This is a genomic window from Cribrihabitans neustonicus, assembly GCF_048820895.1.
Taxonomy (GTDB): Bacteria; Pseudomonadota; Alphaproteobacteria; order Rhodobacterales; family Rhodobacteraceae; genus Cribrihabitans_A; species Cribrihabitans_A neustonicus.
Genome location: NZ_JBMERQ010000004.1, coordinates 36,929 through 58,865 on the forward strand (window position 1 = coordinate 36,929; position 21,937 = coordinate 58,865).

Consider the following 21,937-nt stretch of genomic DNA (forward strand, 5'->3'; position numbering starts at 1 on the left):
ATCAAGCGTCCTTCAGAATGGGGCGGCTGCCGGTGATCGACAACCCGTAGGCGTCAAGCCCGAGGTATTTGGTGGAGGGCGAGTCGGTGAGCAGCACCAGTTCGTGCAGGCCGAGCGAGGACAGGATCTGCGCGCCGATGCCGGTCTGCTTGATGGTGACCGTGCGCGGGCCCTCATCCTCGTTGGCATAAAGCGCGTTGCGCGGCTGGCGGAACAGGGTGACCACGCCGCGGCCCTCCTCGGCGATGATCTCCATCGCGCGGGGCAGCTGGCGGGCGGATTTCGGGCCAAGGCCCAGGATATCGGTCGCCTCATGCAGCGCGTGGGTGCGCACCAGCACCGGCTCCGGGGTGGTGATGTCGCCCTTGATCATCACCACGTGCTCGATGCCGTGGGTCTGGTCGGTGAACAGCCGCATCTCCCACTCGCCGCCGAATTCCGAGGTGACGGTCTGGCGCGAGGTTTCCACCACCAGGTTGTCGTTGCGCGCGCGGTAGGTGATGAGGTCGGAGATGGTGCCGATCTTCAGCCCGTGCCTTTCAGCGTATTCCACCAGGTCCGGAAGCCGCGCCATGGTGCCGTCTTCCTTCATGATCTCGCAAATCACCGAAGCCGGGTACTGCCCTGCAAGCCGCGCTACGTCGCAGCCCGCCTCGGTATGACCGGCGCGGACCAGCACCCCGCCCCGGCGCGCGCGCAGCGGGAAGACATGGCCGGGGGTGGCGATATCGGCCGCGGTCTTCTGCGGGTCGATGGCGGTGGCCACGGTGAGCGCCCGGTCGGCGGCGGAAATGCCGGTTGAGACACCCTCGCGTGCCTCGATCGACACGGTGAAGGCGGTTTCATGGCGCGAGGAATTGTGCAGCGCCATCATCGGCAGGCCCAGCTCTTCGATGCGCTCGGCCGGCAGGGTCAGGCAGATCAGCCCGCGGCCGTGGGTGGCCATGAAGTTGATCGCGGCAGCATCGGCATGCTGCGCCGGGATCACCAGGTCGCCTTCGTTCTCGCGGTCCTCGTGGTCGACCAGAATGAACATCCGGCCCTGGCGGGCTTCCTCGATGATCTCCTCGATCGGGCTGATGGCGCCCTTGAGACGCGCCTCAACCGGCCCCGGTGTTTCAAAGCTCATGTGCCAGCCTTTCGATGCGCACGGGCAGCGCCCCGGGGCGCCGCAGGTTCCTTGCATGCGAAATACCCCAGGGCGGCAGCAAATGCCAGACCCGCAAACGACGGCACAGGGCCTCGACGCGCCCTGTGCATCCGTGCACAACTTTCTTGAGGGCCCATTGCCGGGTTCCTTGAGGGCCCATTGCCGGGCCCATGCCGTGGAGCTTTCGGGGGAGGGAGTAACAGATCCGCGCATCCCGCATTATCCAGGCGGTCGAGGCGCATGCGGAGGGCGAGCCGGGCCGGGTGATCACCGGCGGCATGCCGCTGCTGCGGGGCCGAACCGTGTTCGAGAAGATGCAGCACATGGCCGCCAGCCACGACGACATCCGCCTGCAGATGCTGCGCGAGCCGCGCGGCAACCCGGGCCTCTGCGGCAACGCCATCGTGCCGCCCTGCCACCCGGAGGCAGACGCGGGTTTCATCATTTTCGAGCAGACCGAATACCCGCCGATGTCGGGCTCCAACACGATCTGCGTGGCAACGGTGCTGCTGGAGACCGGCATCGTGCCGATGGTCGAGCCGGTGACGGAACTGACGCTGGAAGCACCCGCCGGGCTGATCCGGGTGCGTGCCGAGTGCCACGGCGGCAAGGTGACACGGGTCGAGTTCAAAAACGTTCCAGCTTTCGCCGTGCACCTCGATGCGCAGGTGGAGGTGGCCGGACTGGGCACGGTCGCGGCCGACGTGGCCTGGGGCGGCATGTTCTTCGTGCTGACGGATGCGGAGCGGCTGGGCGTTGCGCTTGAGGCGGAGAACGGCGCGGAGATCGTGCGTGTCTCCGAGGCGATCCGCCACGCCGCCGCAGAGCAGCTGCCGGTGGCGCATCCGGACAATCCCGAGATCACTGGCCCGACAATCACCAGCCTCTGGGGCGCGCCGGTGGCAGAAGGCACGCATGGGCGCAACGCGGTCACCATTTCGACCGGCCCTTTCGACCCGGCGCGCCCGAACGACGCCAGCGGCATTCTCGACCGCTCCCCCTGCGGCACCGGCACCTGTGCCAGGATGGCGGTGCTGCACGCCCGCGGCCAGCTGGGGGCAGGGCAGGAATTTGTGAATGCGGGTCCGCTGGGCACCACCTTCACGGGCCGCATCGTGGAGGAAACGCAGGTCGGGCCGTTCAGGGCCATTGTCCCCACCCTGTCCGGCCAGGGCTGGAACTACGGGCTCTCAAGCTACACGCTGGATCCAAGCGACCCGTTCCCCACGGGCTACACTGTGGGCGACATGTGGTGACGCGCGCCGCGCGAGCGGCGCGCCCGGCGCAACGCCTGCCACGGCATCCGCGCCACTGCGGCCAGGTGGCGGGAGCCTGACGGCGGCGGCAGGCGCCATCGCCGGCGGAAACGCTGCGGCAGGGGCCCTGCCCCTCGGCCTTACGGCCTCACCCCGGGGTATTTCCGGTCAGAAAGTGGCGGGCCTGGAAGAGTTCTTTCGCCCCTATGCCCACTCACCCCCGGGATCGGCGCGGCAGGGCGGCGCCGGGGGCGTTCAGCCCGCTTCGCTCAGGCGCGCGACGTAGCGGGCCAGGGTGTCGATCTCCAGGTTCACCAGATCGCCCTGCTTCACCTCGCCCCAGGTGGTTGCCTCCTGGGTGTGGGGAATCACGTTGATGCCGAAGTCCTGGCCTTCCACGTCATTCACCGTCAGCGAGGTGCCGTTCAGCGCCACCGAACCTTTTGGCGCGATAAAGCGGGCCAGCGCCTCGGGCGCCCGCAGGGTGTAACGGGTGCTGTCGCCCTCATCCGCCACCCCGATCACCTCCGCAGTGCCGTCGACATGGCCCGAGACGATATGGCCGCCGAGCTCGTCGCCCACCTTCAGCGCGCGCTCGAGGTTCACCCGCTTGCCCGGCTGCCAGTTCGCGAGGTTGGTCTTGGAGACGGTCTCGGCCGAGATCTGCACATCGTACCAGTCCTCTCCCAGCGCAATCACCGTAAGGCACACCCCGTCCGAGGCGATCGAGGCGCCGATGTCAATTGTGGCGGTGTCATAGGCGGTGGTGATGCGGGCGCGCAGGTCGCCCTGCTGCTCCAGCTCGGCAATGGTGCCGATATCGGTAATGATGCCGGTGAACATGTAAGGGACCTCCTTGCGGGCACGGATCGTTCTGAGGCAAACAGGTAGCGGCGCAGGACCGGCGCCACAAGCCCTGGCTTGCCCCTGCCTTCCCGCGCGCCCGCCGCGGCCTTAGTTTTGCCGCCTTCGGTGCGCAGGCTGGGCTGCAATTTTCAGTAATCCCCGCCCCCTGGATACCCCAGATGATGCCTCCGATGACCGACCGCCGCTGCTTCCTCTTCCTGCAAGGCCCGCACGGGCCCTTCTTTGCCGGGCTGGGCGCGATGCTGCAGGCTGCGGGTGCCCGGATTTTGAGGGTGGGGTTCAACGCGGGCGATGCCGCCTTCTGGCCCGACAAGACCACATACCACGCCTATCAAGGCCCCTCCGAGGACTGGCCGCAGGCGCTCGGCGGGCTGCTGGATACCCATGCCGTGACCGACATCGTGCTTTACGGCGACACCAGGCCAATCCACGCCGCCGCCGTAGAGGCCGCGCGCGCCCGCGGGCTCACCGTGCATGTCTTCGAGGAGGGCTACCTGCGCCCCTACTGGGTCACCTACGAGCGCGGCGGCGCCAATGGCCATTCGCGGCTGATGCAGATGCAGGTTGCCGGGATGCAGGAAGCGCTGGCCCGCTCCGACATGGAAGCCCCGCTGCCGCCCGCGCATTGGGGCGACATGCGCCAGCACGTGTTTTACGGCGCGCTCTACCACTGGTTCGTAATGTTCCGGAACCGCCGCTACCGCAATTTCCGCCCGCACCGGGCGCTGCCGGTCACAAGGGAGTTCCAGCTCTACCTGCGCCGCCTGCTGCTGATGCCCGCCCAGGCACTGGAGCGCCGCCTGGCCGAGCGGCGCATCCGCAACGGCGGCTTTCCCTACCACCTGGCGCTTTTGCAGCTTGAGCATGACAGCTCCTTCCAGGCGCATTCGCCCTTTGCCTCGATGCGCGATTTCCTCGGAGAGGTAATCACCGGCTTTGCCGCAGGCGCGCCGCGCCACCACCACCTGGTGATCAAGGCGCACCCGCTGGAGGACGGCCGGGTCCCGCTGCGCCGCACCCTGCGCGAGCTCGCCCGCGAGCATGGCCTCGAAGGCCGGGTGCATTACGTGCGCGGCGGCAAGCTCGCGCAGCTGCTGAACGAGGCCCGCAGCGCCGTCACCGTGAACTCCACCGCGGGCCAGCAGGTCTTGTGGCGCGGCATCCCGCTGAAAATCTTCGGCCGCGCCGTCTATGGCAAGCCGGAGTTCGTCTCCCCGCAAACCACCCGCGACTTCTTCGCCGCCCCACGCCGCCCGGACGCCCGCGCCTACCGCGACTACCGCCGGTTCCTGCTGGAAACGTCGCAGCTCGCGGGGGGCTACTACTCCCGCCGCGGCCGCCGCCAGCTCCTGCGCCAGGTCGCCGACATGATGCTGGCGGCAGACGATCCCTACGACGCCCTCAGCCGCGGCACAGCGGCCCCGCGGCAACAGTTGCGCGCGGTGACCTGAGCGCCCGCTCCTGCGGGACTGGATTTTCACCTTCTGCCCGGTTACCTTGGCCGTAAAAATTGAGGCAAAACAATAACAGGTCAGGAGACCGAGCAGTGACATCCGTTTCCCTTCGCTGGGCGCGCCCCGCAGCCCTGCTGGCCGCATTGGCCCTGGCGGCGTCTTGCGGGCTGCCCAAGGTGGGCCCGAGCAAGCGCCAGATCTTCGCAGGCTCGGTGCAGCGCGAGGGCGACGCCTTCATCGTTTCGGTCAACGACCGCGTGGCCCGGGCCACCGCCGTGGTGCCCGCGCTTGGCTTTTCTGACGGCTTCACCTCCGCCGGGGTGCTCACCTCCGACGTGATCCGGCCCGGCGACGTGCTGGGCCTCACGGTCTGGGAAAACGTCGATGACGGGCTGCTGGCGGCCGAAGCCAGCAACGCCACCACGCTGGAGGAGGTGCAGGTCGACAGCGCGGGCTTCATCTTCGTGCCCTACGCAGGCCGCCTGCGCGCCGCCGGCAACACGCCGGAGCAGCTGCGCCAGGCCATCACCCGCAAGCTCGAAGACCAGACGCCGGATCCGCAGGTGCAGGTGCGCCGCCTCGCAGGCGATGGCGCCACGGTCAGCCTTACCGGCGCCATCGGTGCCCAGGGCGTCTACCCAATCGAACGCCCCACCCGCACGCTCTCCGCCATGCTGGCTCAGGCCGGCGGTGTCACCATCCAGCCCGAGATTGCCCAGGTCACCATCCTGCGCGGCGGCCAGAAGGGCAAGATCTGGTTTCAGGATCTCTACGACAACCCGCAGCTCGATGTCGCCCTGCGCGGCGGCGACCGCATCCTGGTCGAGGAAGACACCCGCTCCTTCACCGCACTTGGCGCCACCACCGCCCAGGCAAGGGTGCCGTTCGAAAGCCAGGACCTCTCGGCGCTCGAGGCCATTGCACAGGTTGGCGGCCTGATCTCCACCGCCTCGGATCCCACCGGCGTCTTCGTATTGCGCAATGAGCCGGCCGAGATCGCCAACCAGGTGCTGGGCCGCGACGACCTGATCGGCGCGCAGCGCATGGTCTATGTGCTGAACCTGACCCAGCCGAACGGGCTGTTCATTGCCCGTGACTTCGTAATCCGCGATGACGACACGCTCTATGTCACCGAAGCACCCTACACCCAGTGGACCAAGACCATCTCGCTTCTGCTGAGCCCGGTCGGCTCGCTGTCGAGCGTCTCCACAGCCTTTGAAGGCTGAGGATGGTGACCCCGGGCCCGGGCCCGCAAGACACGCAAGGAGCAGCCGGGGCGGAAACGTCCCGGCTGTTCGTCTATAACGGCGGCTTCCTCAGCCAGAAGCGGTTGCGGCGGATCCTGTCGCTTGCCGGCTACCGGGTCCGCCTCGGCCTGCCGCAGCCGCAGGACATGGTCGGCATTTGGGGGGCCTCCCCCACCGCGCACCGCGGCCGGGCGGTCGCAGCGCGGCGCGGCTGCGGGCTGCTCAGGGTGGAGGACGCCTTCCTGCGCTCCCTGCACCCGGGCCGCGCGGGCGAGCCGCCGCTGGGGCTGCTTCTCGACCGCGAGGGCGTGCATTTCGACGCGGAAAGCCCCTCGGAGCTTGAGCGCCTGCTTGCCACCCACCCGCTCGACGACAGCCACCTCCTGCGGCGCGCCCGCGGCGCCATCGCGCGCATGCGGGAGGCCCATCTCAGCAAATACAGCGGCTTTGACCCCGCCGTTGCGCCGCCCGATCCCGGCTATGTCCTGGTGGCCGACCAGGCCCGCCACGACGCCTCGGTAATTGCCTCCGGCGCCGGGCGGGCGCGGTTCCTCGAAATGCTCGCCTACGCGCAGGAGGAAAACCCCGGCGCGCGGGTGCTGCTCAAAACCCACCCCGAAACCCTGCGCGGCTACCGCCCCGGCCACTTCGAGGCCGCGGACGCCCAGGGCCGCGTGCAGCTCTACACCGGCGGGGCCTCCCCCTGGGCGCTGCTGGAGGGCGCGGTCGGGGTCTATACCGTCTCCTCGCAACTGGGATTCGAGGCGATCCTCGCCGGCCACAAGCCGCGCGTCTTCGGCCAGCCGTTCTATGCCGGCTGGGGGCTCAGCACTGACGACGCCCCGCCCGCGCGGCGGCAGCGGAACCTCACCCGCGCGCAGCTCTTCGCTGCCGCGATGATCCTCTACCCTACATGGTACGATCCCTTCCGCGATGAGCTCTGCGAGCTGGAAACCGCGCTCGACAATCTGGAAGCCAGGGCCCGCGCCTGGCGCGAGGACCGTCTTGGCTGGGCCGCCTCCGGCATGCGGCTTTGGAAACGCGAGCCGCTGCAGGCCTTCTATGGCGGCGAGAAGCGCGTGCGCTTCACCGAAGACGCAGGCAAAGCACAGGGCCGAAAGCGCATGGTCTGGGCCGGCAAGGCCAGCGAAGCCCATGCGGGCGCCGCCCGGGTCGAGGACGGTTTCCTGCGCTCCCGCGGGCTGGGAGCGGAGCTGGTGCCGCCACTGTCGCTGGTGACCGACTGGCGCGGCATCTACTACGACCCGCGCCAGCCCTCGGACCTCGACCACCTGATCGCCCGCCGCAGCACGCTGACCGGGGCCCAGACCCGCCGCACCGAGGCCCTCATCAAGAGCCTCACCGGCGGCGGCCTGTCGAAATACAATCTCGGAGGCCCCGCCCCGGCTCTGCCCGACGGCCACCGAATCCTGGTTCCGGGCCAGGTCGCGGATGACGCCTCGATCCTCTGCGGCGCAGCTGAGGTCAACAATAACAGCGCCCTGCTCCAAGCCGTGCGCGCTGCCAACCCGGAAGCCGTTATCATTTACAAACCGCACCCGGATGTGGAGGCCGGCCTGCGCGCGGGTGAGATCGATGGCGGCGGCCTCGCCGATGTGATCGCCGTAAAGGCCGATCCGGCAGACCTGCTGGCCCAGGTGCAGGAGGTGTGGACAATGACCTCCCTAATGGGTTTCGAGGCCCTGCTGCGCGGCATTCCCGTGACCACGCTCGGCCGGCCCTTCTACGCGGGCTGGGGGCTGACCCGCGATCTGGCAAAGCAGCCTGCCTGGCGCCGGGCGCGCCCTTCGCTCCTCGGCCTCGCCCATGCCGCATTGATCGACTACCCGCGCTACCGCGATCCCGTTACCGGTGAGCCCTGCCCGGCCGAAGCCGCCGTGATGCGTCTGAAACACGGCCCGCTGCCGCACCCCGGCGCCGCCAACCGCTTGCTCTCCAAGCTGCAAGGCCTGTTTGCCAGCTGCGCCCCCCTCTGGCGCTGACACCCCCGCCCCCGCCGCTTTCTGACCTGAAAACCCCGGGGTGAGGCCGTCAGGCCGAGAGGCAGCGCCCCCAATGCCCGTTATCGCAGCTCCCGCGTCCAACGGTGCAGGATGTCGCCCCCGGTACGGCGGGCCTCGATCAACTCGAACCTCGGCGCCTCCGCCAGCTTGCCGATCCCCAGCGCCCCGATCGAGGGCAGTCCCTCGGCACCGATGCCGAGGCCCGCGGTAAAGCCGATCAGCTCGTCCACCAGGTCAAATGCCAGCAAAGACGCCGCCAGGGCGCTGCCGCCCTCGCAGAACACCCGCGTGAGCCCGGCCGCACCCAGCTGCTGCAAAACGTCGCCCGGGTCGAGCTGCACGCCATGCGCCGCGCAGGGGATCAGCCGCGCGCCCAGCCCTTGCCAGGCCTCTATCCGCTCCGGCGCAGCGCCCTGGCCGTGGCAAAGCCAGACCGGCACTTTGCGGGCGGTCCGGGCCAGCTGCCCCATCAGAGGCAGGTCCAAATGGCGCGATATCACCACCCGCACCGGTTGCCGCGCCACGCCCATATCGCGCACGGTAAGCGAGGGGTCATCCGCCCGCGCAGTGCCGCCGCCCACCATTACCGCGTCATGGCGCGCCCGCATTGCATGCACCACGCGGCGCGCCTCCGGCCCCGTGATCCATTGGCTCTGCCCCGAACCGGTAGCGATACGGCCGTCGAAACTGCTGGCGAGCTTCAGCGTCACCAGCGGGCGGCCCTGTTCTGTCTTGAGGAAGAACCCGGCATGATCCCGCGCTGCCTGCGCGCCCCAGACGCCCGAAACCACCTCGACGCCCGCGTCGCGCAGCATCTGGAAGCCCTGGCCGGAGACCCGCGGATCGCTGTCTTCGATGGCCGCCACGACCCGGGAAATGCCAGCGTCGATCAGCGCCTGCGAACAGGGAGCGGTCTTGCCGTGATGCGCGCAGGGCTCAAGTGTCACATAGGCCGTTGCCCCGCGTGCTGCCTCACCGGCCTGGGCCAGCGCCTCTGTCTCGGCGTGCGGGCGCCCGCCCGGCTTGGTCCAGCCGCGCCCCACGATGCGCCCCTCGCGCACGATGACGCAGCCCACCGCCGGGTTTGGCCAGCAGTTGCCCTGCCCGCGCCGGCCCAGCGACAGGGCCAGCGCCATGAAACGGTGATCGGGATCCATCACTCTTCCGGAGCGACATGGGGGCGCAGCTCGTGGACGAAGTCCTCGAAATCGTCCGCGGCCTGGAAGTTTTTGTAAACGCTGGCAAATCTCACATAGGCGACAGTGTCGATCCGGGCCAGCGCCTCCATCACGATCTCACCGATCTTCTTGGAGGCGATGTCCGTTTCGCCCATGCTCTCCAGGCGCCGCACAATGCCCGAGATCATCTGGTCGATGCGCTCCGGCTCGATCGGGCGTTTTTGCATGGAGATGCGGATCGAGCGCTCCAGCTTATCGCGGTCGAAGTCCTCGCGCTTGCCGGACGTCTTGATCACCACCAAGTCACGCAGCTGCACCCGCTCATAGGTGGTGAAGCGGCCGCCGCAAGCCGGGCAGAACCGCCGCCTCCGGATCGAGACGTGATCTTCGGCGGGCCGGGAATCCTTGACCTGAGTGTCGATATTTCCGCAAAATGGGCAGCGCATCCGCCGGTATCCTCAATCCTGTCAGCCTTTAACTTGTGTCCGGGTTTCCCCGGTTATCCACAACTATAGGGCACCCTCCAGAATTTGGGTAGAGGTGAAATAATGCCGCTAGATAAAGAGGTTCACCCGAGGTGCGCCACCACCTCCCGGCGGTGCGGCGCATCGCGGTGTTCGAACAGGTAAACCCCTTGCCAGCGCCCCAAGACCGGCGCGCCGCCGCTCACCGGGATCGACAGGCTCACCGGCATCATCGCTGCCTTGATATGGGCGGGCATGTCATCCGGCCCCTCGTAGGTATGGCGCAAGTAACGCATCGAAGGGTGGTCCGAGGGCGGCACCAGGCGGGAGAAGAAGGCCTGCAGATCGCCCTGCACCGCGGGGTCGGCGTTTTCCTGGATCAGCAGCGAGCAGGACGTATGGCGCACAAAGAGGGTAAGCAGCCCGTCGCGCATGCCCTGACCCGCCACCCAGGTGCGGAGATCGGCGGTGAATTCGTAAAGCCCCTGGCCGCGGGTGGCGATGGTGAAGCGCTGCTGCATGGGTTCGTTCTGGACTAAAGCCGCGCGCCGGGCAAGCGGGGCGGCACCCAAGGCCGGAGGCTGCCAGGGACCGGATCAGTCGAGGAAGATGCCGTGACGGGGCCGCCGGTCGAAGCAGCGGTTGTAGGCCGAGCCCGTGCTCCTGCTGTTGCCCGCCGCCGTGATGTTCAGCGAGTGCCGCGGCGACAGATCCGCGCCTGGCGGCGGCGCGAAAGAGAACTGCACCGCCTTGTGGGTGGGGCGGCTCAGCGAGGGGCCGATGCCGCGCCAAATATAGATACGCTGGCTCAGCGGCGCGCCCAGCTCGCGAAAGGCATAATCCCCGGAGGCGCACCAGTAGTCCCGCGGCATGGCGCCGACTTCGCTCACAACCTCCCAGACGCCGTCGGCTACCGGAAACACCTCGTGCCGGTTCCAGGACCACCAGGCCGTCGAGGCACCCGGCGCCACCACACAAGCGCCCGTCAGGGCAACGGTAAGAAACGCGTGCAGTTTCATGAGAGGCCTCCCTTCTCATCGCTGCGGCGGGGGATGCGGGATCGGGCGGACCGCAGCACAGTGTGAGCCCCGCCGGTGTCACGGGAAAGACTAAGGCGCGCGCCAACACGGGCAAATCACAGCGCCGTGGGGCTGGGGCGGCGGAAAGCAGCGGGGCACGACCGAAGGCCGGGTTTGGCCAGCGCGGGACGAGGCCGAAGGCCGCCGCGCATCGCCGGCGCGCCCGCACGCGGCGGCGACTTGGCATCGGCCAGGAGGTTCCTCGGGAGGGTTCACGGACGTGGCCGGGATAAACTGCCATCCACTCCGGTTCGGACCGCCTCCGCGCGCGCCGCCGACGCGCGGCTCTCCGCCTGCCTCACTGGATCCAAATGCGGCTGACCGGCACCGCACAAGAAGATACCCCTGCAGCGGCCGGTCAGGACTGCTGCAGGGGTATTATGGCGCGCAGGAAGCCCCCTTCCCGCGAAGCGCGGCTCAGCCGCGGGCGGGAAACGGGATGACTTCGGCGCTCGGACGGCTCCCCAGCACGCCTTCGAGCACCTGCATCACGGCGGCATCGGGTACCCGGCCGCTTTCCCCGTATTCCGCCCGCGCCTGCGCGCGCAGCATCTCGCGGGTTTCCTCCGCGCCCATCTGCTTCAGCGCGTCCCCCTGCGCCAGCAGCACACCCGCCAAAAAGCCATTGGCGAGCACCAGCCCGTTCAATTCCTGCAATTTCGCGTCCAGCGCCCCCAGCGCCGCATCCGCATCACGGTAAGCAGACATCTCATCCCCCCGGACCATTGTCTCTTTGATGTGAATTTTACGATAAAGCGCGTTGAAACCGCGGACAATCCAAGTTGTTGCCAAATGGTTAACGGCCGACGCTCCCGAGGCCGTCCGACCCTGCCAGCCCCTCGGGCGCAAAACGGAGGGCGAGATCCGGCGGCGGCAGCAGGCAGGCATCGCGCCGCCCGAAGAGCCGGAAGCGATTGCGCGCGATAAGACCGTACAGCGCGTCCTTCACCCGCCGCGGCAGGAACCGGCACAGCGCCAGCAGGCGCCACGGCCCGCCAAGCCCCCGCAGCACCGCTGCGACCGCATCCAGCCGCTGCAGCACGCGGCCCTCCGCCACCACCAGCATGGTGCCGAGATCATCGCCAGCCAGCCCCTCCGCCCGGTAGAGCCGCTGCCCCAGGGGCGACTGCGCCAGCGCAAAGGAGAACCGCTCCGCCCGGTCGTGGCGCAGCACGAAGCGGAAGCAGCTGCAGCAGAGCACGCAGTCGCCATCGAAGACGATGAGGCTTCCGGTGTGATCATTCACCTGCCGCATGACCGACCTGCGCTGCTCTCAGTTTGCCGCCAACGCGGAGCCAGGCCGAAGGCCGCCGCGCATCGCCGGCGCGCCCCCCTCGCGGCGGCGATTTGGCTGAGGCTGGACGTGCCCTCGCGAGGGCGTACGGACTTGGCCGGGATAAACTGCCAGTCGCTCCGGTCAGGATCGCCACCGCGCGCGCCGCCGACGCGCGGCTTCGCTCGGCATTTCGCCCATTCGCGGCCAATCTTAGCCCATAAAATAGAAATGGCCGCGCTGGGAGCGCGGCCATGGCTGTCAGGGGGGTCTTGGATCACTGGTCCAGGAACGACCGCAGCTTGCGCGAGCGGCTCGGGTGTTTGAGCTTCCGCAGCGCCTTCGCCTCGATCTGGCGGATCCGTTCGCGGGTCACGCTGAACTGCTGGCCGACTTCCTCCAGCGTGTGGTCGGTGTTCATGCCGATGCCGAATCGCATCCGCAGCACACGTTCCTCGCGCGGGGTGAGCGAGGCCAGAACCCGGGTGGTGGTTTCCTTCAGGTTCTCCTGAATGGCGCTGTCGAGCGGCAGCACCGCGTTCTTGTCCTCGATGAAATCGCCAAGCTGCGAATCTTCCTCGTCCCCGATCGGGGTTTCGAGAGAGATCGGCTCCTTGGCGATCTTCATCACCTTGCGGACCTTTTCCAGCGGCATCTGCAGCTTCTCGGCCAGCTCCTCCGGGGTCGGCTCGCGGCCGATCTCGTGCAGCATCTGGCGGCCGGTGCGGACCAGCTTGTTGATGGTCTCGATCATGTGCACCGGGATCCGGATAGTGCGTGCCTGATCGGCGATCGAGCGGGTGATCGCCTGGCGGATCCACCAGGTCGCATAGGTCGAGAACTTGTAGCCGCGGCGGTATTCGAACTTGTCGACCGCCTTCATCAGGCCGATGTTGCCTTCCTGAATGAGATCAAGGAACTGCAGCCCGCGGTTGGTGTATTTCTTGGCGATGGAGATCACCAGGCGCAGGTTGGCTTCCACCATTTCCTTCTTGGCCTGGCGGGCCTCCTTCTCGCCCTTCTGCACCTGCTGCACGATGCGGCGGAATTCCGAGATGTCGAGGCCGACATACTGGCCCACCTGCGCCATGTCGGCGCGCAGCTCCTCCACCTTGTCGGTGGAGCGCTCGATGAACATCTGCCAGCCGCGGCCCGGCTTTTCAGCCATTTCCGACAGCCAGTTCGGGTCCAGCTCGCGTCCGCGGTAAGCGTCGACGAATTCCTTGCGGTTGATCCGGGCCTGATCGGCCAGCTTCACCACGGCGCTGTCGATCTGCATGATCCGGCGGTTGATGCCGTAAAGCTGGTCGATCAGCGCCTCGATGCGGTTGTTGTGCAGGTGCAGCCCGTTCACCAGCTCGACGATCTCCGAACGCAGCTGCTGATAGCGGGCCTCGTCCTCGGCGCTGAAGGAGCCGTCCTCGTTCAGCGTAGCCGAGATCCGGCTGTCCTGCATCTCGCTCAGCTCGGCGAAGTCAGTGGAGATCCGGTCCAGCGTGGTCAGCACCCGGTCCTTGAGCGCGGCCTCCATCGCGGCGAGCGACATGTTGGCCTGCTCGTCCTCGTCCTCGTCTTCCTCGCGGGAGATCGGGTTGCCGTCCGCGTCGAGCTCGGGGCCTTCTTCCTTGGCGGGCTTGGCCGCCTGCACCGCTGACGGGTCGACCACCGGCTCCTCGACACCGCCCTCTTCGTCGAGCTGGTTGCCGAAAGTGGCTTCCAGGTCGATGACGTCGCGCAGCAGGATGTCCTCGGACAGCAGTTCGTCGTGCCAGATGGTGATCGCCTGGAAGGTCAGCGGGCTTTCGCAAAGCCCCGCGATCATCGTGTTGCGGCCGGCCTCGATGCGCTTGGCGATCGCGATCTCGCCCTCGCGGGACAAGAGCTCGACCGAGCCCATCTCGCGCAGGTACATGCGCACCGGGTCATCGGTGCGGTCGAGCTTCTCGGCCTGCGCGCCGGCCAGCGCGACCTCGCGCGGGCCCTCGGTGGTGACCAGATCGGTCGAGCCCTTGTTCTCTTCTTCCTCGGCTTCCTCGTCCTCGATGATGTTGATGCCCATCTCGCTGAGCATCGACATCACGTCTTCGATCTGTTCCGAGCTGACCTGATCCGGCGGCAGCACCTGATTGAGCTGATCATAGGTGATGTAGCCCTTTTCGCGGGCTTCCGCGATCATCTTCTTGACCTGAGCCTGGCTCATGTCGAGGGAAATTTCGGGCTCCTGATCGTCAGGCTTGCGGTCGTCGGTGTCTTTGGCGGCCATTCATTGCTCCTCATCAGGGGCTGCGGGGCGATTCGGGTCGCGCGAATCATGTGCGCGATGATCTGATTCGTCACCCGGTTTACCCAATTTTCTTTTGCTCTTCCTTAGCAAAACGCATCAGCGTCTGTGGCTGTGTCATTTGCCGGAAAAGCCGATCCGGTCCAAAAGGGCGCCAAAGGCGTCGCGTTCCTCGCGATTGAGACGCGCACCGTTCTCACCCACATCATACTGCGCCTTATCCTCATTTTCGCTGCGCACCGCGCGGTTGCGGGCCTCCGCGGCCTGGCCCAGGCGCCAGGTCAGGGCCTCGTCGGCCAGCCCGCTCAGATCCTCGGTGGCCTCCGCCAGTTCCGCGTCCAGCCCGCGCCCTGCTTCCAGTTTCGCAAATTCCTCTGCCAGGGTCATTGCGGCCAGTTCGGTGTCGCCGGGTTTGCGCAGGCTGGGGATGATTGCCACATGGCGCAGCGCATAGAGGTTTTCAAGGGCATGCGGGCCCAGCGCCCAATCTATTTCCTCGCGCAGCCGCTCCGGCGCTTCAATCCCCACCCGCAAGACCAGGTCACGCAGCGCCGCCAGATCGGGGTCGGCGCACTGCAGCCGCTCCAGCCGCGTTTCAAACTCTGCGATTACCGCGGGCGTGGTGATGGCGGTGGCCAGGATCACCGCCTCGCGCATGCGGGCAAAGGCAGTCTCATCCGCCGCCGCGACCAGCGATGCGCGGGTAGTGGCGCGCGGCTGCGGCACCGGGCCGGGAAAGCCCTTGCCGCGCCAGGGCGCGCGCACGCCCTCGCGGAATCCGCCGCCCCCGCCGGGTTTCAGCTGGTAGCTGCCCTTGCTTCCGCCACTGCTGCTGCCGCGATTGCCGCGGAACAGCTGCCAGCGCAGCTCCTTGATGTCGTCGCCGTAGTGCTTGCGGATCGAGGGATCGCGGATCAGCCGGATCTTTTCCCGCAAGGCTTTGTCGAGCGCCGCCTTGCGCTCGGGGCTGTCAAAGACCTTGCCCGCGGTCTCCCGCTGCCACAGGAGCTTCACCATCGGCATCGCCTGGTCCAGCACCGCCTGCACGGCCTCGGGCCCTTCGCTGCGGATCATGTCGTCGGGGTCCTTGCCCTCGGGCATCAAGGCAAAGCGCAGGGACTTGCCCGCCTCCAGCAGCGGCAGCGCCAGGTCGATCAGCCGCATCGCCGCGCGCAGGCCCGCGGTGTCGCCATCCAGCGCAATGATCGGCTCGTCCGACATCCGCCACAGCATCTGCAGCTGGTTCTCGGTGACCGCGGTGCCCAAGGGGGCCACCGAGGACGGGAACCCGCCTTCGGCCAGCGCGATCACGTCCATGTAGCCCTCGGCCACGATCAAGGGCGCGCCGCGCCCCGAGGCCGCCCGCGCAGGCCCGTGGTTGTAGAGGCTGCGGCCCTTGTCGAACAGCTCGGTTTCGGGCGAGTTCAGGTATTTTGCGCTGTCATTCGGGTCCATCGCCCGGCCGCCAAAGGCAATCGCCCGGCCGCGCGCGTCGCGGATCGGGAACATGATCCGGTTGCGGAAGGTGTCGTATGGCTTGCCGCCCTTGTTCGAGGGCTTGCCCAGCCCCGCGCCAAGGATCAGGTCCTCCGCCACGCCCTTGCCGCGCAGGTGGTCCCAGAGGTTCTGCCAGCCGTTCGGGGCAAAGCCGATCTCCCAGCGGTCGAGCGCGGGCGGCGTCAGCCCCCGGCGCTGCAGGTAGGCGCGCGCGTCCTGCGCCGCGCCGGTCTTGAGCTGCAGGCGGAAGAACTGCACCGCCTGCTCCATCACGTCGGCGAGCAGCGCCCGGCGGTCCTGCTTCTCCTGCGCGCGCGGGTCGCGCTTGGGCATCTCCAGCCCCGCTTCGCCCGCAAGGATCTCCACCGCCTCCATGAAGCTGACGTTTTCGGTCTCCTGCACGAACTTCAGCGCATCGCCCTTCGCATGGCAGCCGAAGCAGTAATAGAACCCTTTGCGGTCCTCGACATGGAAGGACGCGGTCTTCTCGTGGTGGAAGGGGCACGGTCCCCAGTAGTCGCCCTTGCCCGGCTGCGACTTGCGCTGATCCCACATGACCTTGCGCCCGACAACGTCAGACAGGCTGACCCGGGTGCGGAGTTCATCAAGAAAGCCGGGCGGCAGAGACATATCAGTTCGACTTCAGATGTTTCTTCATTTCCTGGATCTGATCCCAGTTCTCCAGGCACTGCTGTTCAAAGATGGCACCCAGATCCGCATTGCGCAGGTCGCGCCGCTTCATCGCGTAGACATGCGCAGAAAGCTGCGGGATCGCATTGGAGTAGGCGTCGGGCCAGTCCGGCCCGCTGGCCAGAATCACCTGCTCCACCTCCTCCTGCGGCACCCGGTCGAGCCGCGCCTTTTGCACCGCGGCCATCACCTGGCCTTGATACTTGCAGCTTTCTTCCTTGGTTTCAGAAGCATAGGCCGGCGCCGCCAGCAGCGCAGCGGCGAGGAAAATGCGGATCATGGATCAGCTCCGGGAATCAGTTCGTGATCCACGGAGGTTACCCCCGCGCCGCCACAGCTTCCATGGCTGTTTTCAGATCATGAACCAGAGTCGCCGCCATCGAGCGGAACACCATGATGCGGAACGCGTCCGGCCCCACGCGCGTGATAGAGGCCATCATGTGTTTCAATTCGCTGCGCGCGGTATGGCCTTCGGGGAAGGCGCGCGCCCGCAAATCCACCGGCACCAGACGCGCCAGCACGTCCTCCGCGCGCTCGCCCTCTAGCCGCACCACCGCCCAGGCGTCGCTCTGATCGGTGAGGGCGGCATGTCCCGCAAGCCCCGCATCCGGCGCCGCACCGAGCAGGAGCGCCATGTCCCTCCCGAACCACAGCGCCTCTACGCCATCGCGTGTCAGGGCGCGGTTTGGCTCGGGAAAGCCCACGCCATGCGCGGCCTCCATCGCCTTGCCCAGCGCGTCCTGCCGGCCCGTGTAGGGCGCAACGCTCCACATCGCCCCCACATGCTCCTCGCTCAGCCGCATACCGCCGGTCACTGCGGGCAGAAGCCCCGCGCAGGAACTTCTTGCTACCAACTCAGCCACGCGCCCGCCCTCCTTCGGGGTCAACAAATACCGGAGATACCACCTCGCACAGCGTATCCACCCCGCGCATGTGGTCGACCAGCCGCACCGTTTCGCCAATCCGCTCCGGCCCTTCCTTCAGGAAGCCAAGCCCGATGGGATGGCCCAGCGCGGGGGAGAAACCGGCCGAGGTCACATAGCCCTGATCCGCCGCCCGCTCGACCGGATCGCCGGGGGTGAAAAGATGCGCGCCCGCGGTGATCTCTTTTGCCGCACCCGCAGGCTTCAAGCCGACCAGCCGCATCCGGTCCTCCGCCACCAGGCCTTCGCGCGCGGCCATTGCCTTGCCTATGAAGTGCTTCTGTTTCGACAGCATTCCCTGCAGGCCTAGGTCAAAAGCCGTCACCGTGCCGTTGATCTCTGCATGGGTAATCAGCCCCTTCTCGATCCGGAGCACATTCAGCGCTTCCATCCCGTAGGCCCCGCCGCCCAAGCCCTCGGCCCGTTTCAGCAGCTCCCGGTACAGGCTCTCGCCATAGCGCGCAGGCACGGCGAGCTCATAGGCCAGCTCGCCCGAGAAGGAGATCCGGAACAAGCGCCCCCGGACGCCCAGCACGGAGACCTCGCCGCAGGCCATGAAGGGCCAGCTTGCACTGTCAAGCTCCTGCTCCAGCAGGTTTCTCAGAAGCTCCCGGGACTTCGGCCCGGCCACGGCAAACTGCGCCCATTGCTCGGTGACCGAGGTAAAGCGCACGTTCCACTCCGGCCGCAGCACCTGGGAGGCAAACTCCAGATGCGCCATCACCTCCCCCGCGGCGGCGGTGGTGGTGGTCATCACATAGTGGTTCTCCCCCAGCCGCGCGGTGGTGCCGTCATCCATGACAAACCCGTCCTCGCGCAGCATCAGCCCATAGCGCACGCGGCCCGGCTTCAAGGTGCGGAACGTGTTGGTGTAGACGAAATCCAGCAGCTTGCCCGCATCCGGCCCCTGAATGTCGATCTTGCCGAGGGTCGAGACGTCGCAGATCCCCACCGAGGTGCGCACCATCGCAGCCTCGCGGTCGCAGGACTGGCGCCAATGGGTCTCCCCTGCCTTGGGGAACCAGGCAGCCCGGTACCACAGCCCAGCCTCCAGCTGCTCGGCACCCCGCGCCGCGCTCTCCCGGTGCGAGGTGAGGAAACGCTGCGGCTTGAAACCCGCATCCGCGGCCCCCGCCCCCATCGCCCCGATCGCCACCGGCACAAAGGGCGGGCGGAAGGTGGTGGTGCCGGTCTCCGGGATCGTGCGCCCGGTGGCATCGGCCAGCACGGCCAGCGCGGAGACGTTCGAGTTCTTGCCCTGATCGGTCGCCATGCCTTGCGTGGTATAGCGCTTCATGTGCTCGACCGAGCGGAAGTTCTCCGCCGCCGCCTGCTGAACGTCTTTCACAGTCACATCGTTCTGGAAGTCGAGCCAGGCACGCCCCTTGCCGGGCACCGCCCAAAGCGGCGTGATGCGGTAGGGATCGTCCTCCGCTTCCGGCAGCTCCGCCGCGGGCGCTTGCCGGCCCAGCGCCTCCAGCACCTGCTCCGCCGCCGCCGCGCCCTCCCGCAGGCAGCCCGCGGTGGAGAAGGCGCCGTTGCAGGCCCCCGCCGCCAGCATCCCTGGCACCGCCCCCTCGGCAGGCACGAAAGCCGCCAGATCGCGCCGCCAGACCGGCCGCGCGTTCAGATGGCAGGTGAGATGCACCGAGGGGTTCCAGCCACCCGACATCGCGAGGCAGTCGGTCTGTATCTTCTCCTCACCGCGGACCGAGCGCAGGGTGATGCTTTCCAATCGCCGCCGCCCCGCCGCGTCGCAAACCTGCGCGCCGCGGATCACCGGCCAACTGCCGCCGCCGCGCTCGGCGGGGCCGTCATGGCGGCTGTCGATCACCGCCGCCACATGCACGCCCGCTGCCGCCAGATCGCGCGCGGTGCGGTGCGCCTGGTCGTTGTTGCCAAAAACAGTCACCCGCTCGCCCGGCGCCACGCCCCAGCGGTTCAGGTAGGTCCGCACCGCACCCGCCATCATGATCCCCGGCCGGTCGTTGTTGCGGAAGGCCACCGGCCGCTCGATCGCACCCGCCGCCAGCACCGCGTGCTTCGCGGCAATCCGCCAGAAACACTCCCGCGGCAGCTTGCTCCCCTTTGCCGCATGGCTGCGCGGCAGGTGGTGGGAGACCCGCTCCAAGGCGCCGTAGGTGCCCTGGTCATAGGCCCCGGTGACGGCGGTGCGGGGCATCAGCCGGACGTTCTCCATCGCCGCGAGCTCCGCCACGGCCTCCTCTGCCCACAGGTGCCCCGGCTTGCCGCCAACCTCATCCCGCTCGGCCAGCAGGCGGCCGCCGAAATGACTGTCCTCCTCGCAGAGGATCACATCCGCCCCGGCGCGCCCGGCCTGCAAGGCGGCCATCAGCCCGGCCGGCCCGGACCCGATCACCAGCACGTCGCAGAAGGCATAGGCCTTCTCATAAGTGTCCGCGTCCACCTCGCCCGAAAGCGCACCCAGTCCCGCCGCCCGGCGAATCGCGGGCTCGTAAAGCTTCTCCCAGAACCCAGCGGGCCACATGAAGGTCTTGTAGTAGAACCCGGCGCCAAGAAAGGGCGCGGCGAGGTCATTCACCGCCAGCAGGTCCCGCTCCAGCGACGGCCAGCGATTCTGGCTCCGCGCCTCCAACCCGTCGTAGAGCTCCTGACGAGTGGCGCGCACGTTTGGATCCTGATGCGCGCCGCCGCCGATGGTGACCAGCGCGTTCGGCTCCTCACTGCCCGCGGTCAGCACACCGCGCGGGCGGTGGTACTTGAAAGACCGCCCCACCAGATGTACCCCGTTGGCCAGCAGCGCCGCCGCCAGCGGCTCGCCTTCAAGCCCCATCATATGGCGCCCGTCGAAGGAGAAGGAGACCGGCCGCGCCTCCGGGTTCAGCCCCTTGCCCGCCAGCCTCATGCCGCGCCTCCCAGCCCGGCATCCGCCGCCAGCTGCACGCCCAGCACCGCGTGACTCACGGTATCGCGGGTCACCACCAGCCAGGTGCCGCAGCCCATCTCGTGATACCAAAGCTCATCCAGCCGCCCGGCCGGGTTTCCGCGCAGGTGCAGATAGCGGTGCCAAGCCTCCAGCCCGGCATTCTCCGCAGGCCGCACGACCGCGGCCCCCTTGACGGAAAACTCCCGCCGGTCTCTTTCACCGCAGATCGGACAGCAGACCCTCATGTCCCCCGCTCCTTCATCTTGCCGGAAATACTCCGGGGGTGAGGCCGCCAGGCCGAGGGGGCAGCGCCCCCTTTCGCAGCAGCGGCCGGTTCAATGCATGTTATGCTGGGCACCGGTCCCCTCCTCATCCATCAGCCCGCGGCCGCTGCGGAACCGGTCGAGCCGGAACCGCTCCGCCGCCGGATGCGGGCGGCCGGTGGCAATCAGATGCGCATAGGCATGGCCCGAGCCGGGCGTCGCCTTGAAGCCGCCATAGCACCAGCCGCAGTTCAGATAGAGCCCGTCGACAGGCGCATGATCGATGATCGGCGAGCCATCCGGCGTCATGTCCATGATCCCGCCCCAGCTGCGCAGCAGCCGCGCCTTGCCGATGGCGGGCAGCATCGCCATGCAGGCCTCCATCGTGTGCTCCGCCATCGGCAGGTTGCCGCGCGCCGCGTAGGACGCGTAGAAATCCAGGTAGCTGCCGAACACCAGCCCGCCCTTGTCCGACTGGCTGATATAAAGATGCCCCTCGGCAAAGGTGATCACGTGGTTGATGATGGGCTTCAGCCCCTCGCTCACGAAGGCCTGCAGCACGTGGCTTTCGATCGGCAGGGTGAGCCCCGCCATCGCCGCCACCTGCCCCGAGCGCCCCGCCGCCGCCAGCGCCACCTTTTTGGCACGGATCACCCCGCGCGAGGTCTGCACGCCGGTGACCCTGCCGCCCTCCACGTCGATCCCGGTCACCTCGCAATTCTGGATCAGGTCCACCCCGCGCATGTCCGCCCCGCGGGCATAACCCCAGGCCACCGCATCATGGCGCGCGGTGCCCGCCCGGCGCTGCATCAGCGCCCCCATGATCGGGAAGCGGTTGCTCTCGTAGTTCAGGAACGGCGCCAGCCTGCGGAGCTGCCCGCGGTCCAGGATCTCGGCATCGTCGCCCTGGTTCACGATGGCATTGCCCCGGCGCACCGCCGCATCGCGCTGGCCGTCGTTGTGAAAGACGTTCAGGATACCGCGCTGCGACATCATCGCGTTGTAGTTAAGGTCCTGCTCCAGCCCCTCCCAGAGCTTCAGCGAATGCGAATAGAACTCGGAGTTGCCCGGCAGGTAGTAGTTCGCGCGCACGATGGTGGTGTTGCGCCCGACGCTGCCGCCGCCGAGATAGCCCTTCTCCAGCACCGCGACATTGGTGATGCCGTGCTCTTTGGCAAGGTAATAGGCGGTGGCCAGCCCATGCCCTCCGCCGCCGACGATCACCACGTCATATTGCGCCTTGGGCTCCGGGTCGCGCCACTGCGGCCGCCAGCCCTTGTTGCCGGTGATCCCCTCGCGCAGCACGCGCCAGCCCGAAAACCGCATGCTCATTCTCCCCATCAGTGCGCCGCCAATGGCCCCGCAGCGCGGCTGGCCGCAGGA

General features: G+C 67.8%; 19 protein-coding genes. 4 read left to right on the plus strand and 15 right to left on the minus strand.

The features are described from left to right. Position 1 precedes the first annotated feature (1 nt). Positions 2–1,129, minus strand: coding sequence for a 3,4-dihydroxy-2-butanone-4-phosphate synthase (gene ribB / locus ACOHWE_RS11550; RefSeq protein ID WP_420666520.1), 1,128 nt, complete (start codon positions 1,127–1,129; stop codon positions 2–4). Between the two features lie 242 nt (positions 1,130–1,371). On the opposite strand from ribB, the gene ACOHWE_RS11555 reads away from it, so the two are divergent. Beyond that, on the plus strand, positions 1,372–2,406 hold the full coding sequence (locus ACOHWE_RS11555) for a proline racemase family protein (protein ID WP_420666786.1): 1,035 nt from the start codon (positions 1,372–1,374) through the stop codon (positions 2,404–2,406). 255 nt (positions 2,407–2,661) lie between these two features. Here ACOHWE_RS11555 and ACOHWE_RS11560 read toward each other — a convergent pair whose 3' ends face one another. Continuing rightward, entirely contained in the window at positions 2,662–3,249 is a 588-nt protein-coding gene (locus tag ACOHWE_RS11560) for a riboflavin synthase (RefSeq protein ID WP_420666521.1), read from the minus strand. A 185-nt stretch (positions 3,250–3,434) separates the two neighbouring features. On the opposite strand from ACOHWE_RS11560, the gene ACOHWE_RS11565 reads away from it, so the two are divergent. The 3 genes from ACOHWE_RS11565 (at position 3,435) to ACOHWE_RS11575 (ending at position 7,977) form a co-directional block, all read left to right on the plus strand. After that, the gene (locus ACOHWE_RS11565; protein WP_420666523.1) at positions 3,435–4,724 is read left to right on the plus strand and encodes a capsule biosynthesis protein; all 1,290 of its coding nucleotides are present in this window, start codon (positions 3,435–3,437) and stop codon (positions 4,722–4,724) included. A gap of 95 nt (positions 4,725–4,819) precedes the next feature. After that, positions 4,820–5,953 (plus strand): polysaccharide biosynthesis/export family protein, encoded by a 1,134-nt coding sequence (locus tag ACOHWE_RS11570; protein WP_420666524.1) that lies wholly within the window; start codon positions 4,820–4,822, stop codon positions 5,951–5,953. A 2-nt stretch (positions 5,954–5,955) separates the two neighbouring features. Then, the gene (locus tag ACOHWE_RS11575; RefSeq protein WP_420666525.1) at positions 5,956–7,977 is read left to right on the plus strand and encodes a capsular polysaccharide biosynthesis protein; all 2,022 of its coding nucleotides are present in this window, start codon (positions 5,956–5,958) and stop codon (positions 7,975–7,977) included. 80 nt (positions 7,978–8,057) lie between these two features. On the opposite strand, the gene ribD is transcribed toward ACOHWE_RS11575, so the two are convergent. The 13 genes from ribD to ACOHWE_RS11640 form a co-directional block, all read right to left on the minus strand. Then, on the minus strand, positions 8,058–9,155 hold the full coding sequence (gene ribD, locus ACOHWE_RS11580) for a bifunctional diaminohydroxyphosphoribosylaminopyrimidine deaminase/5-amino-6-(5-phosphoribosylamino)uracil reductase RibD (RefSeq protein ID WP_420666527.1): 1,098 nt from the start codon (positions 9,153–9,155) through the stop codon (positions 8,058–8,060). Further along, positions 9,155–9,622 carry a transcriptional regulator NrdR gene (gene nrdR / locus ACOHWE_RS11585; protein WP_420666528.1) on the minus strand — a complete coding sequence of 156 codons (468 nt, stop codon included), beginning with the start codon at positions 9,620–9,622 and terminating at the stop codon, positions 9,155–9,157. Before nrdR ends, ribD begins: the two co-directional genes overlap by 1 nt. A gap of 122 nt (positions 9,623–9,744) precedes the next feature. Further along, the gene (locus tag ACOHWE_RS11590) at positions 9,745–10,161 is read right to left on the minus strand and encodes a secondary thiamine-phosphate synthase enzyme YjbQ (protein WP_420666530.1); all 417 of its coding nucleotides are present in this window, start codon (positions 10,159–10,161) and stop codon (positions 9,745–9,747) included. A 75-nt stretch (positions 10,162–10,236) separates the two neighbouring features. Continuing rightward, positions 10,237–10,659 carry a hypothetical protein gene (locus ACOHWE_RS11595; RefSeq protein WP_420666532.1) on the minus strand — a complete coding sequence of 141 codons (423 nt, stop codon included), beginning with the start codon at positions 10,657–10,659 and terminating at the stop codon, positions 10,237–10,239. 477 nt (positions 10,660–11,136) lie between these two features. After that, complete coding sequence (locus tag ACOHWE_RS11600) at positions 11,137–11,427, minus strand: hypothetical protein (RefSeq protein ID WP_420666533.1); 291 nt, start codon at positions 11,425–11,427, stop codon at positions 11,137–11,139. A gap of 88 nt (positions 11,428–11,515) precedes the next feature. Beyond that, positions 11,516–11,974, minus strand: a complete 459-nt coding sequence (locus ACOHWE_RS11605) for a thiol-disulfide oxidoreductase DCC family protein (RefSeq protein WP_420666534.1) — start codon at positions 11,972–11,974, stop codon at positions 11,516–11,518. Between the two features lie 295 nt (positions 11,975–12,269). Then, positions 12,270–14,255: an RNA polymerase sigma factor RpoD gene (gene rpoD / locus ACOHWE_RS11610; RefSeq protein WP_420666536.1), complete on the minus strand. Its 1,986-nt coding sequence runs from the start codon at positions 14,253–14,255 to the stop codon at positions 12,270–12,272. A gap of 135 nt (positions 14,256–14,390) precedes the next feature. Continuing rightward, positions 14,391–16,400 carry a DNA primase gene (gene dnaG, locus ACOHWE_RS11615; RefSeq protein ID WP_420666538.1) on the minus strand — a complete coding sequence of 670 codons (2,010 nt, stop codon included), beginning with the start codon at positions 16,398–16,400 and terminating at the stop codon, positions 14,391–14,393. 1 nt (position 16,401) lies between these two features. Next, positions 16,402–16,740 carry a hypothetical protein gene (locus ACOHWE_RS11620; protein ID WP_420666539.1) on the minus strand — a complete coding sequence of 113 codons (339 nt, stop codon included), beginning with the start codon at positions 16,738–16,740 and terminating at the stop codon, positions 16,402–16,404. A gap of 37 nt (positions 16,741–16,777) precedes the next feature. Beyond that, positions 16,778–17,323 (minus strand): sarcosine oxidase subunit gamma, encoded by a 546-nt coding sequence (locus tag ACOHWE_RS11625; RefSeq protein WP_420666540.1) that lies wholly within the window; start codon positions 17,321–17,323, stop codon positions 16,778–16,780. Further along, positions 17,316–20,270 (minus strand): sarcosine oxidase subunit alpha family protein, encoded by a 2,955-nt coding sequence (locus ACOHWE_RS11630; protein WP_420666542.1) that lies wholly within the window; start codon positions 20,268–20,270, stop codon positions 17,316–17,318. The genes ACOHWE_RS11625 and ACOHWE_RS11630 overlap by 8 nt, the downstream gene beginning before the upstream one ends. After that, positions 20,267–20,536, minus strand: coding sequence for a sarcosine oxidase subunit delta (locus ACOHWE_RS11635; protein WP_420666543.1), 270 nt, complete (start codon positions 20,534–20,536; stop codon positions 20,267–20,269). The genes ACOHWE_RS11630 and ACOHWE_RS11635 overlap by 4 nt, the downstream gene beginning before the upstream one ends. Positions 20,537–20,626: 90 nt before the next feature. Next, on the minus strand, positions 20,627–21,880 hold the full coding sequence (locus tag ACOHWE_RS11640) for a sarcosine oxidase subunit beta family protein (RefSeq protein WP_420666788.1): 1,254 nt from the start codon (positions 21,878–21,880) through the stop codon (positions 20,627–20,629). Positions 21,881–21,937: the final 57 nt, after the last annotated feature.

Bases quoted from the DNA above. Each gene is read 5' to 3' on its own strand.
- ribB (WP_420666520.1), bottom strand. From the start codon at position 1,129: ATGAGCTTTGAAACACCGGGGCCGGTTGAGGCGCGTCTCAAGGGCGCC.
- ACOHWE_RS11560 (WP_420666521.1), bottom strand. From the start codon at position 3,249: ATGTTCACCGGCATCATTACCGATATCGGCACCATTGCCGAGCTGGAG.
- ACOHWE_RS11565 (WP_420666523.1), top strand. From the start codon at position 3,435: ATGCCTCCGATGACCGACCGCCGCTGCTTCCTCTTCCTGCAAGGCCCG.
- ACOHWE_RS11575 (WP_420666525.1), top strand. From the start codon at position 5,956: ATGGTGACCCCGGGCCCGGGCCCGCAAGACACGCAAGGAGCAGCCGGG.
- ribD (WP_420666527.1), bottom strand. From the start codon at position 9,155: ATGGATCCCGATCACCGTTTCATGGCGCTGGCCCTGTCGCTGGGCCGG.
- nrdR (WP_420666528.1), bottom strand. From the start codon at position 9,622: ATGCGCTGCCCATTTTGCGGAAATATCGACACTCAGGTCAAGGATTCC.
- ACOHWE_RS11590 (WP_420666530.1), bottom strand. From the start codon at position 10,161: ATGCAGCAGCGCTTCACCATCGCCACCCGCGGCCAGGGGCTTTACGAA.
- ACOHWE_RS11595 (WP_420666532.1), bottom strand. From the start codon at position 10,659: ATGAAACTGCACGCGTTTCTTACCGTTGCCCTGACGGGCGCTTGTGTG.
- ACOHWE_RS11600 (WP_420666533.1), bottom strand. From the start codon at position 11,427: ATGTCTGCTTACCGTGATGCGGATGCGGCGCTGGGGGCGCTGGACGCG.
- ACOHWE_RS11605 (WP_420666534.1), bottom strand. From the start codon at position 11,974: ATGCGGCAGGTGAATGATCACACCGGAAGCCTCATCGTCTTCGATGGC.
- rpoD (WP_420666536.1), bottom strand. From the start codon at position 14,255: ATGGCCGCCAAAGACACCGACGACCGCAAGCCTGACGATCAGGAGCCC.
- dnaG (WP_420666538.1), bottom strand. From the start codon at position 16,400: ATGTCTCTGCCGCCCGGCTTTCTTGATGAACTCCGCACCCGGGTCAGC.
- ACOHWE_RS11620 (WP_420666539.1), bottom strand. From the start codon at position 16,740: ATGATCCGCATTTTCCTCGCCGCTGCGCTGCTGGCGGCGCCGGCCTAT.
- ACOHWE_RS11630 (WP_420666542.1), bottom strand. From the start codon at position 20,270: ATGAGGCTGGCGGGCAAGGGGCTGAACCCGGAGGCGCGGCCGGTCTCC.
- ACOHWE_RS11635 (WP_420666543.1), bottom strand. From the start codon at position 20,536: ATGAGGGTCTGCTGTCCGATCTGCGGTGAAAGAGACCGGCGGGAGTTT.
- ACOHWE_RS11640 (WP_420666788.1), bottom strand. From the start codon at position 21,880: ATGCGGTTTTCGGGCTGGCGCGTGCTGCGCGAGGGGATCACCGGCAAC.